This is a genomic window from Actinomycetospora sp., from assembly GCF_055612215.1.
In genome coordinates, this window is record NZ_JBVPVA010001096.1 from 1 (window position 1) to 10,994 (window position 10,994).

Below are 10,994 nucleotides of genomic sequence, written 5' to 3' on the forward strand. Positions count from 1 at the left end.
GGACCGTCGTCGGGCGCTGGCCCCGGAGATCCTCACGGTGTTCCGCACCGACGTCGACCCCCGCACCGTCGATCTGTCGCTCGACCCCAGCGAGCGGCCCTACGGGTCGCGGTTCGGCGCGCGTCCGGACCGCATCAACTACGGGCAGGTCGGGTTCGGCCGGCAGACGACGCCGGAGGCGTGGCTCTCCACGTGGTCGGGGCTGAGCTCGCACGCCGACTTCGTCCGGTGCGCGCCGGGGGTCACGGTGCCGATGCTGTTCGTCGAGCTGACCGGTGACCAGGCGGCGTTCCCGTCGGACTCGCGCCGGATGGTGGGCGCGCTCGGGAGCGAGGACCTCACGCACGTCCGCGTGCGGGGGACCCACTTCGGCGGGGCGATCACGGCGGGGGAGCAGACCGGAAACGAGCTGGCTGCGGCCGAGATCGGGGCATGGCTGGGACAGCGCCACGAGCTGGCTCCGCCGGCGTCCCGTTGATCTTCCAGCATCGATCGTCGCCTCCACCCGGCTGAAGATCTGGTGGAACCGGACGGCCGTCCCGCTCCTCTGAGCCCGTGAGGCCACAGAGGAGGCACCATGTCCCGTGTCATTCGCCTGGTCCGCACCGGCTTGGTCGCTGGGATCATCGCGGCGGCTGCGGTCGTCCTTCCGGTGACCGCACGTGCGGACCCCGTCCCAGGGTTCGACCTCGATCCGGTCCAACTCGAGAACCGGATGCAGCAATGTGTCGCGTACTCCATGCCCGAAAGCGGCGCCTTGATGGCGTGGGTGAACGTGAGGTCGGGCGAGAGGCGGACCTGGCGGTGCAGCTCGTTGAGGCACATGCTCTTTGACGACCTCGACCGGCCGCCTCACGACCCGTTCTCGGACGTACCGAACTTCATGCGCTGTGTCGACCGGGTCGTGAGCTACGGCTTTCCCGCCAAGCAGAGCGCGAACGGGAACAGGCTCTACACGCTCAACCAGCTGACCCCCGGTGAAGCCCACGTCGTTGTCAACGAAGCGACGGACGACATCGCCACGATCTACATGACGAGCGGGACCTGGGCGCAGTGCGTCGCGCAACTATGATCTCCTCGATGAGGCCGCCGGGGGTGGTGGAGCGGGTCCGCGCAGCACAGCAGGCGGACCGGGACTGGTATGCGGCGAGGCCGCACCTGGCGCTCGCTCACGGCACGCGTCGGTTCATCTCGCTGACGGGTCTGCTGTGGTTCCACGACCATCCGGTCCAGCGCACTCTCGAGGTGCTGTCCGAGGTCGTCGCGGCGCGCGCCACCGGTGCGGACCTCGCGACGCAGGCGGAGCAACCGCAGCGCTGCCTGTCCGTGGCCCTGATGTTGGCCGACCGCGTCGGCTTTCCCCGGGAGCCGTCGTCCGGGTACGTCGACGAGACACAGGAACTCCTCGTGACCCTTCCACCCCGGGTGCTTCTGAGTCGGGAGGACGCCGACACCCACGCTGACCTGACGCTCGTGAACGAAGCCTGGTGGCGCGCCGAAGGCACGTCCACGCCCTACAGCGCCGCGTGCATGGTCGGAGCGGTCGGTTACTGGAGGCCCGAGGACCGCTGGGGCCTGGCGGGGCACATGAAGGAGCTTCGGACCCGGTTCGAGGACGAACCGGGCGAGCGCCCGTCCATCGAGCAGGAGATCACGGACAGCTTGGAGCGCTTCCTGGTCGACTACGAGGTGTGGTGGGCGGAGGTCGACTCCTAGCCGCAGGTGACTCCGTCGTCTTGACCTGAAGCTCGCTCGAGGTCCTAGCGTCGCCCCCGTCGAGACGATCGAGGAGGACGACGATGTCCGTCGAGCTCAACCACACCATCGTGCCGAGCAGTGACCAGCGGGCCGCGTCTAAGGACCTGGCCAGCCTGCTCGGATTGGAGGCGACGTCAGCCGGCCACTTCGACGTCGTGCGGCTCGAGAACGGGGTGAGCCTGGATTTCATGGACGTCGACGAGGTACCGCGGCCGATGCACCTCGCGTTCCTCGTCTCCGAGAAGACGTTCGACGAGGTGTTCGGCCGGATCCGGGAGCGCGACCTGCCGTTCTGGGCGGACCCGATGCACACCCGACCCGGGCAGCTCAACGCGCTGTTCGGCGGGCGGGGCCTCTACTGGGACAGCACCGACGGTCACAACCTCGAGATCCTGACCCGCGCAGCTTGACCCACGTCGCGCCACCCACGCGTGGTCTCCGAGTCGTCGCCATGGGCCAGCCCGAGGACGACGTCGGCGACGACCTCCTGCGGCCGTCGTGGCTGTGGATGGCCTGCTCGAAAGCGTCGGCGTTGTCGTCGATGACCGTCCTCGCCCTGTCGCTGTAGCCCCGCCACCGGTCCCGCGCCTTCTGCTTCGCGGCCCGCTTCTCGCGGTTCTTCGAGCCCACGCCGCGACCGTGGGATGTCTACGGGTGTCCGGAGGCCATGGTCGAGTCGGGGCCCGTCCGGAGGCGGAACCGCGGCGACGTAACCGCGTCATGGTGACGCGGTCGCGCCGGCACACTTCTGCCGGCGGGCTCGACGCGCCCGCGAGCACGCCCCGTCCGGAGGCGGAACTGCGGCGACGTAACCGCGTCACGGTGACGCGGTCGCGCCGGCACGCTTCTGTCGCCGGGCTCCACGCGGCCACATCCAGGCGCTCCGCGAGGGCCGACCGTCACGGTGCGTCATGAGCAGAGGGGTGCTGCACGGCGCACCCGGGCCATCGTCGAAGGTGGTGCCCGTGCTGATGACGTCGGACGCCCGGCCCACCTCGGCGTTCGCCGACGACGCGCTGGGCAATGACGACGCCGTCGGGCTCGCCGCCCGGCTGCGCCGTGGCGAGGTCTCGCCCGACGAGGTGCGCACGGCGGTGGCGGAACGCCTCGCCCGGGTCGACCCGATCCTGCGCGGCCTCGCCCTCGACCGGCTCACCGACCCGACTCGCGGCAAGGCCGACGGACCCCTCGCCGGGGTCCCGGCCCTGGTCAAGGAGAACACCGACGTCGCCGGCTGGCCGACGACCAACGGCAGCTCCGCGTACGTCGCCGAACCCGCCCCGGCCCACGCCGAGGTCACCGGCCAGCTCCTCGACCTCGGCCTCCAGCTCGTCGGCAGCACCCGCATGCCGGAGTTCGGCCTCAACGCCAGCACCGAGTTCGTCGACGCCGAGCCCACCCGCAACCCGTGGAACACCGACTTCTCCGCGGGCGCCTCCTCGGGCGGGTCCGCCGCGCTGGTCGCCGCAGGCGCCGTCCCGCTCGCCCATGCCAACGACGGTGGCGGCTCCATCCGTATCCCGGCCGCCGCGTGCGGGCTCGTCGGGCTCAAGCCGACGCGCGGCCGCACGGCGCTCAACGCCCAGGGCCGGCAGATGCCGATCAACCTGGTCAGCGACGGCGTCGTCACCCGCTCGGTCCGCGACACCGCCGCTGTCCTCGGCGAGATCGACCGTCGGCGCCGCAACCCGGCCCTGCCGCCGATCGGCCTCGTCGACGGGCCGGCCCGACGGCGGCTGCGCATCGGCCTCGTCCTCGAGAGCCCGGCCGCGGGGCCGGTCGACGACGAGACCCGCCGGGCCGTGCTCGACACGGCCCACACCCTCGAGAGCCAGGGTCACCTCGTCGAGCCGCACACCCTCGACGTCGGGACCCCGTTCGTCGACGACTTCCTCGTCTACTGGGGCCTGCTCGCGGCCGGGATCGTGGCCGGCGGGCGGTTCGGGTTCCCGGACTTCGACCCGCAGCGCCTCGACCCGCTCACCCGCGGCCTGCACCGACACTTCCTGACGACGGTGCCGCGGCGGCCGGGCTTCCTGCGCCGGCTGAGGCAGGTGGCGCGGCGCTACGACGACGAGTTCGTCCACCACGACGTCCTGCTCTCGCCGGTCCTCGCCCACCGCACGCCCGAGCTCGGCCGGCTGCACCCGGCGGTGCCCTTCGACGAGCTGCGGGAGCGCCTCGTGAACTACGTCGGGTTCACGCCGCTGCAGAACGTCGCGGGCGCGCCGGCCGTCGCGGTGCCCGGCGGCCGGACCGCCGACGGCATGCCCGTCGGCGTCCAGCTCGCCGGCGCCCGGGGCGACGAGCGCACCCTGATCGAGCTCGCCTACCTGCTCGAGGCCGAACGGCCGTGGCCCCGGGTCTGAGGGGCGAGACGCGGCTCACGCGAGCCTGCCGATCGGCTGCAGACGACGACCGCCCACCCACGCCGGGCCGCCGCACGTCGTCCTCGCCCGATCGCCTCGTGTCCGCCGGCGCCGGATCGCCGATCCTCGGGGTCATGGACGGTCACGACGACCCGGCCCCGACGCCGGCACGGATGTGGTTCGCGCTGCTCCGCCGTCTGGGCCGGGGCCTGCGCGGTCGGCGCCTCGCCGTGCGCGACACCGCGGCCACCGTGGTGTCGGTGCACGGGAGGCCGGACGGCTCCGGCTGGTCCTTCGGGCGTGCCCGCGACGTGCAGGTGGTGCTGCATGACGTCACGGCGCCGGAGCTCGAGGCGCAGGAGCTCGTCGTCGAGTGCGACGCCCTCGTGGTCGGGTCGACCGTCACCGCCACCGGGGTGACGGTGACCGCCACGATGTCACCGGACGCGCTCGCCGCGTACGCGGACGACGACGAGCCGGCGCCGCGCCTCGACGTCGTCGACGGGGAGTTCCGGACGCCGTGGCTCCCGGGCATCGAGCTGGTGCTGCGACCCGAATTGACCGAGGACGACCTGCGGTTCACGCCCACGGCGTTGATCACCCCGCTCGGGCGCTGGTCGTCGTGGGGCATCCTGCCGTCCGGGACCGCACCGTCGCCCGAGCTCCCCGGGGGACTGCGCCTCACCGGGATCACGACCACCGACGACGCCGTACTGGTGCGGGCGACGATCGACCGGTGGACCGCGCCCCTGGGGGACCGGTCCCGGCTCCGGGAGCTGCTCGACGCCGCCTCGCGGTGACGCCCACCCAGGTTCCCGGCCGGAAACCCTGGTGCGCCCGACCCCGGCAGAGGCACCGTGGGTCGTGCTCATCCAGCCGCTGGCGTCGCTGACCGACCTCGTGCTCGGCCTGGTCTCGCTGATCCTCTGGCCCCGGTTGCCCCGCGACGTCGAGGGGGCGCGCTACTGGCGCGCCGCGTTCGCCTGGGCGGGGGCGACCGCGCTGATCGGCGCGGTGTACCACGGCTTCCTCACCGGCCGCCCGACGATCGGTGAGGTGACCTGGGCGGTCATGAGCACCATGGTCGTCGTCGTCATGTCCTACCTGCTCGCGGCGGCCGTGGTGCAGGTCCTCGGCCCGAGCCGCGCCATCGTGTTCTGGCCGCTGCGGCTCGTCGGGTTCGTCGCCTACGGGATCATCGCCGCGACCGGCCACCCCAGCATCATGGCGATCATGTACTGCGAGAGCGTCACGATGGCGTGCGTCATCGGGCTGTGGGTGTGGGCGTGGTGGCGCGGCCACCCCTCGGGCGGGGCGATGCTCGTGGCCATCGGGGTGAGCATCGTGGGGGCGCTGTTCCGGCTGATCCCCGGCGCGTCGGACGTGCTGCACATCGACCCGGACTCCGCGTACCACCTCGGGCAGATCGTCGGGATGGTGCTGCTGGCCCGGGCCGTCGCCCGCTCCCCTCGGGTGGAGGCCCTGCCGGGAGCGAGCTCGGCGGCCGACGCGGCCGCGGCCTCGTGAGATCGACGGCGGGTCGAATCTGACGTTCCGTGCTCGACAGGCCACGCTAACAGGAGAACTAGCGCTCAAGACGCTCGTTCGGAGCAGCGAACGATCACGGAGAGTCGCAGTACGGTGGGCAGCCCCTCCGGGGCGATCGGCGCTCCGGGCCTCAGCACCGCACAACGTGAGTGGTGCGGCAGGAGGAGCGTGCCATGACCCAGGTCATCTCCCGATACGAGAAGCTGCGTGAGGCCCTGACCGGCTCCATCGTCACCCCGGACGACCCGGGTTACGACGACGCCCGGCAGGTGTGGAACGGCGACATCGACCGGAGGCCGGCGGTCGTCGCCTACTGCCGGACCGCCGAGGACGTCGCGCGGGCGGTGTCGTTCGCCCGGGAGGCCTCGCTCGAAATCTCGGTCCGCAGCGGCGGCGCCCACTCGGGGTCGGGCATGGGGGTGGGGGACGCCGGCATCGTCGTCGACGTGAGCCGGATGAACGAGGTCGCGGTCGACCCGCAGGGCCGTCGGGCCACGGTCGGAGGCGGCGCGCTGCAACGCGACGTCGATGCGGCCACCCAGGCCCACGGGCTGGCCGTGCCGCTCGGCGAGATCGGGCATACCGGGGTCGGCGGGATCGCCACGGGCGGGGGTATGGGATGGCTCACCCGCCAGCATGGCCTGACCAGCGACAACCTGCTCTCGGCGCAGGTCGTCCTCGCTGACGGGCGAATCGTGCGCGCGGCACCGGACGAGAACCCCGACCTGTTCTGGGCGATCCGCGGCGGCGGCGGGAATTTCGGCGTCGTCACCTCCTTCGAGCTTGCTCTGCACGAGGTGGGTCCCCAGATCGACGTCGGCATGCTCTTCTACGGCATGGACCAGGCGGCCGACGCCCTGCGGCTGGCCCGCGAGATCATTCCGGACCTGCCGTCCGACGTCAGCTTCGAGGTCGTCGGCCTGCACGCCCCGCCCGCGCCGTTCGTGCCCGAGGAGCACCATTTCCGGCTCGTGCTCGCGCTGGCCGCGGTGGGCTTCGGCGACGAAGCGAATCACCGTCAGGTGCTCGAGCGCATGCGGAGCGGCCTGTCGCCGCTGTTCGAGATGGTCAGCCCGATGCCGTACACCGCGCTGCAGCAGATGTTCGACGAGGCGTACCCGTGGGGCACCCACACCTACGAGAAGGGCCTCTACCTCGAGGACTTCACCGACGCCGCCATCGACGTGATCGTCGAGCGCATCAACGGCACGGTCTCGCCGATGTCCGCCACCTTCTTCTACGTGCTCTCCGGCGCCTACAGTGCAGCGGACGAGGAGGACACCGCCTTTGGTGGCGGACGAAGCCCGCGCATGATGGTGTTCATCCTCGGAATGACACCCGACGCCGACGGGCTCGCCGACGAGCGCGTCTGGGTGCGGGCCTTCTACGACGCGCTCGCACCACACGCCATCGGCAAGGGCGGGTACGTCAACGGGATCCTGCCCGACGACGTCCATCGCGTGCCGGACACGTACGGCACCAAGTACGCCCGACTGGCGCGCATCAAGGCGCAGTACGACCCGGAGAATCTCTTCCACCGCAACGCCAACATCCCACCCGCGCCCTGACGCGGGCGGTTCTACCGGCAGCGCTCGTCACGGAGGCCGCGGGGAGCGGGCGTCCCCGCGGCGCGCGCTGCCGCCTCGCTTAGGCGACGTCGCGCCCCTGGACGGCGGACACCACCGGCCGACGCGCCCGCACCACGACCAGCTCCTCGGTGCGCTGACCCGGCTCGATGAGCCCGCGCTCCTCGAGCATGGCCGCCCGCGCGGTGAACACCGGGCCGAACGGGTGCTCGCACCGCGCCGCGACCTCGGCGTCGAGACCCCGCGACCGCAACCGGCGCAGCGTCTCGTCGACGTCGTTGATCCCGGAGTGCACGAGCAGGAGGCGACCGCCGGGCGCGAGCACGTCCGGGACCTCGTCGCACACGCGGTCGAGCACGATCCGCCCGGTGCGCCCGCCGTCGAACGCGCGCATCACGCCCCGGGAAGGGAGGTCGTCGTCCGGGGTCGGGACGTAGGGCGGGTTCGCGACGACGAGGTCGTACCGGTTCCCGACGACGGGTGCGGTCAGGTCGCCGCGGCGCACGCGGAGCCGTCGGCCGAGTCGCCGCGCGTTCACCCAGGCGCATGCGAGCGCCCGGCGCGAGCAGTCGACCGCGGTGACGTCCGTGCCCGGGAACCCGGCCGCGACCAGGGACAACGCCCCCGCGCCCGAGCAGAGCTCGAGGACCCGGCGCGGCGCCACGGGGGAGTCGAGGAGTTCACCGCGCAGCACGTCGGCGAGCAGCCACGTGTCCCGCTGCGCCGGGTAGACGCCCGGGCCGCAGAGGACGGGCAGATGCGGCCGCCGGCCGTCGGGCGCCGCGAGCTCGCGGACGGCCGGGAGGTGGGCAGGGGAGGGCAGACGATCAACAGACACAGCTGTGCTCCTCTGTGGACACGCACGACGGGGGCGACGAGGGCGCGAGCGGGCGCCGGGCGTCCCCGAGAAGCAGCTGGACCCTCAACCGGAACGGGAACGGTTCTGGGCCGTGTTACCCGCAGGTTGCGCGGCCCACTCGTTCTGCTCCCGGTGACGTGGCCCTCGGGTCCCGAGAGCGAGCGACGGGTAACCGCGTCCTCATCGCGGCCATCACGGCCGCCACCGTCCCTGACCGGCACCCATGCCGAGGAGAGAACGTGCTCGACGTCCACACGTCCGAGCGTCGTGTGACCCCCGACGCGCCCGCCCTGCCGCTCGCCCGTGGCCCCGTCTCCGGCGCCGTGCTCGAGGTGTTCGCCGGCGAGCGTCCGGTGAGCGACCTCCCACGCCCGTCGGGACTCGACCCCTACGGCGACGACCTCCAGCTCGCGCTCTACCTCTGCTACGAGCTGCACTACCGCTCGTTCCCCGGCGTCGACCCGGAACTCGAGTGGGACCCCGACCTGCTCGCCCTGCGCCGCGACCTCGAGCGCCCCTTCCTGGCGGCGCTGCAGGCCGAGGTCGAGGGCGGCGACGACGTCGACGGGGCGATCGACGCACTGCTCGTCGAGCCGGTCGAGGGCTCCGGGCCGTCGTGGCGCCTGGCGGACATGGGCGAGCTCTGGCAGCTGCGCGAGTACGTCGCGCACCGCTCGATCTACCACCTCAAGGAGGCCGACCCGCAGGCGTGGGTGATCCCGCGCCTCGACGGGCAGGCCAAGGCCTCACTGGTCACGGTGGAGCACGACGAGTTCGGTGCCGGCCGCGCCGAGCGGGTGCACGCCCGGATCTTCGCCGAGATGATGGACGAGCTCGGCCTCGACTCCACGTACCACGCGTTCCTCGACGTGGCCCCGGCGATCACGCTGGCCACGGTCAACGTGATGACGATGTTCGGACTGCACCGGCGGTGGCGCGGCGCGTCGGTCGGCCAGTTCGCGCTGGTCGAGGTGACGTCGTCACCGGGGTCGGCGCGGCTGGTGAAGGCCATGCAGCGCCTCGGGACCTCGGAGGCGGCGCAGGCCTTCTACGAGGAGCACATCGAGGCCGACGCGGTGCACGAGCAGCTGGTGCGCCGGGGACTGCTGGCCGATCTCGTGTCCCGCGAGCCGGAGCTGGCCCCCGACGTCGTCTTCGGCATCCAGGCGTCGACGCTGCTCGAGGACCGGCTCGCCGATCACCTGCTGCGGTCGTGGGACGCGGGCTCGTCGTCCTTGCGCGAGGCCGCCGACGTCTGACGCACCTTCCGGCGGTGGCTCGTGTCGCAGAAGGGGTAGCGCTTGCTGCGGCGGCAGGCGCACACCGCGACGACGGGCCGCTCGGAGCGCACGACGGTGCCGTCGGGGGTCTCCAGCTCGATCGGGCCCTCGACGAGCACGGGGCCGCCCTCGGTGAGGGTCACGCGCGGGGCACGGGCGGGGCGCTCGGTGCGGTCCTCGGCCTCGATGGGGTGCGTCATGGAGCGGGGCTACCCGACCTGCCCCGGGCGTCACGGGTGAGGTGCGTCCTTCTCAGCCGAGGCCGGGGAGGACGCCGGCGCGCTGCAGCCATCCCAGCCAGTCGCCGAAGTGCCAGGCCTCGACGGGGCGTCCGTCCCGCCAGTGGATCACGTGGCTGCCGGTCGCCTCGGTCTGCTGGCCGGTCGGCTCACCCGGGAGCACACCCCCCTCGCCCGAGAACGTTCCGGTGCAGCTCCATCGATGGGCGCTGCGATCCCCGTCGACGAGGTCCTCCTCCACCGTGATCGAGAATTGCGGGAAGGACCGGTGGAAGTCCGCCATGAACTGCTTCAGTCCCTCCCGGTCCATGTCCGGGAACCCCGCGAGGTGATAGACGACGTCCGCCGGGACGAGATCGTCCAGTTCGTCGACGTGCCCGTTCTCCCAGAGCTCGCCGAGCTGCCTCATCAACTTCGCCTGATCCGACATCGTCTCCTCCTCGCCATTCGGGGTCGCCCAGGGTGATGCTCCGCGAGATCAGCAACAAGAATCGCCACCCGAGAAGACCAAGATCGCTCGGATATGCGACTGCTCGTGGTCGGGCCACATCTCAGGGTCGCCGGGAGGTCGTTGCCGGCTTTGCGACGCTCGACCATGATCACCGGAACGACGAGCCCCTGGACGCCCAGACCTCAGGGGCTCGTCGAATCGGTGATCTTGGAGGAGGAGCCAGGGCCCTGTGCTCTCTCCGTGACCGTTGTGTCACTCTTCCGTGACGAGAGGCGGGGGAAGCCACCTCTCGATTCAAGGGGGGAACAGCTTCGTGATCTCAGCATCACGCGTGGGTCCGCTGGTGGTCGCCGTGGCTGCGAGCGCTCTGCTCGTCGTCGGCCCGGCCTCCGCACAGACCACGCCGCCGCCTGCAGGCTCCGCCGCGTGCGATCAGCTCGTCGACGCCGATGCGGGCGTCAAGGCCGCGAAGCCTGAAGATGTCGCTGCGGCGAAGAAGAAGGCCGAGGCAACGCTGTGCGGGCCGGCGGCCAGCGGTCCGACCACGACAACGACGACCGCATCGAGCGCGACGAAGTCGTCGGCCTCGAAGCCGCCGCCCCCGCCGGCGGGCAAGCCGGGGCAGGGCGGCCAGTCCGCGGGTGGGCGCCCGGCGAGCAATCCCGGTGGCAAGCCCCCGAACCGACCCGGCCGCCCTGCCGGCGATCGAGACTGCCCCGACTTCGCGACGCACGACCAGGCCCAGCAGTACTTCGAGTCGATCGGCGGGTCGAGCACGAACAACGCCGACCGGCTCGACGCGAACCACAACGGCATCGCGTGCGAGGACTTCTTCGACGACGGCGACAACCAGGACGCCGCCGTGCTCACGACGGGCGACGACGGTTCGGACGCCAAGACGTCC

Annotated in this window: 11 protein-coding genes and 2 pseudogenes; 10 read left to right on the forward strand and 3 right to left on the reverse strand. The window is 72.0% G+C overall.

The window, feature by feature from the left end:
- The 8 genes and pseudogenes from AC0CYZ_RS29615 to AC0CYZ_RS29650 form a co-directional block, all read left to right on the forward strand.
- Positions 1-478: pseudogene (locus AC0CYZ_RS29615) on the forward strand (alpha/beta hydrolase); the annotation flags it as partial.
- 99 nt (positions 479-577) lie between these two features.
- Positions 578-1,072, forward strand: coding sequence for a hypothetical protein (locus AC0CYZ_RS29620; protein WP_472221699.1), 495 nt, complete (start codon positions 578-580; stop codon positions 1,070-1,072).
- Positions 1,073-1,080: 8 nt separating this feature from the next.
- Positions 1,081-1,716, forward strand: a complete 636-nt coding sequence (locus AC0CYZ_RS29625; RefSeq protein WP_472221700.1) for a hypothetical protein — start codon at positions 1,081-1,083, stop codon at positions 1,714-1,716.
- Positions 1,717-1,799: 83 nt separating this feature from the next.
- Positions 1,800-2,168, forward strand: a complete 369-nt coding sequence (locus AC0CYZ_RS29630) for a VOC family protein (protein ID WP_472221701.1) — start codon at positions 1,800-1,802, stop codon at positions 2,166-2,168.
- A gap of 561 nt (positions 2,169-2,729) precedes the next feature.
- Positions 2,730-4,127, forward strand: a complete 1,398-nt coding sequence (locus AC0CYZ_RS29635; protein WP_472221709.1) for an amidase — start codon at positions 2,730-2,732, stop codon at positions 4,125-4,127.
- A 134-nt stretch (positions 4,128-4,261) separates the two neighbouring features.
- On the forward strand, positions 4,262-4,927 hold the full coding sequence (locus tag AC0CYZ_RS29640; protein ID WP_472221702.1) for a hypothetical protein: 666 nt from the start codon (positions 4,262-4,264) through the stop codon (positions 4,925-4,927).
- 64 nt (positions 4,928-4,991) lie between these two features.
- Complete coding sequence (locus AC0CYZ_RS29645; RefSeq protein WP_472221703.1) at positions 4,992-5,654, forward strand: DUF6962 family protein; 663 nt, start codon at positions 4,992-4,994, stop codon at positions 5,652-5,654.
- A gap of 194 nt (positions 5,655-5,848) precedes the next feature.
- Entirely contained in the window at positions 5,849-7,243 is a 1,395-nt protein-coding gene (locus AC0CYZ_RS29650) for an FAD-binding oxidoreductase (RefSeq protein WP_472221704.1), read from the forward strand.
- A 79-nt stretch (positions 7,244-7,322) separates the two neighbouring features.
- Here the strand turns inward: AC0CYZ_RS29650 and AC0CYZ_RS29655 are convergent, their stop codons facing one another.
- On the reverse strand, positions 7,323-8,099 hold the full coding sequence (locus tag AC0CYZ_RS29655; protein ID WP_472221705.1) for a HemK2/MTQ2 family protein methyltransferase: 777 nt from the start codon (positions 8,097-8,099) through the stop codon (positions 7,323-7,325).
- Positions 8,100-8,359: 260 nt separating this feature from the next.
- Here AC0CYZ_RS29655 and AC0CYZ_RS29660 point away from each other — a divergent pair, with 260 nt between their 5' ends.
- Positions 8,360-9,379, forward strand: a complete 1,020-nt coding sequence (locus AC0CYZ_RS29660) for an iron-containing redox enzyme family protein (protein ID WP_472221706.1) — start codon at positions 8,360-8,362, stop codon at positions 9,377-9,379.
- Here the strand turns inward: AC0CYZ_RS29660 and AC0CYZ_RS29665 are convergent.
- Positions 9,319-9,600, reverse strand: a complete 282-nt coding sequence (locus AC0CYZ_RS29665; protein ID WP_472221707.1) for a CDGSH iron-sulfur domain-containing protein — start codon at positions 9,598-9,600, stop codon at positions 9,319-9,321. The genes AC0CYZ_RS29660 and AC0CYZ_RS29665 overlap by 61 nt on opposite strands.
- Before the next feature lie 52 nt (positions 9,601-9,652).
- A complete protein-coding gene (locus tag AC0CYZ_RS29670) occupies positions 9,653-10,069 on the reverse strand; it encodes an ester cyclase (RefSeq protein WP_472221708.1) in 417 nt (138 codons plus the stop codon).
- A 373-nt stretch (positions 10,070-10,442) separates the two neighbouring features.
- Between AC0CYZ_RS29670 and AC0CYZ_RS29675 the strand changes: the two are divergent.
- Positions 10,443-10,994: pseudogene (locus tag AC0CYZ_RS29675) on the forward strand (hypothetical protein); the annotation flags it as partial.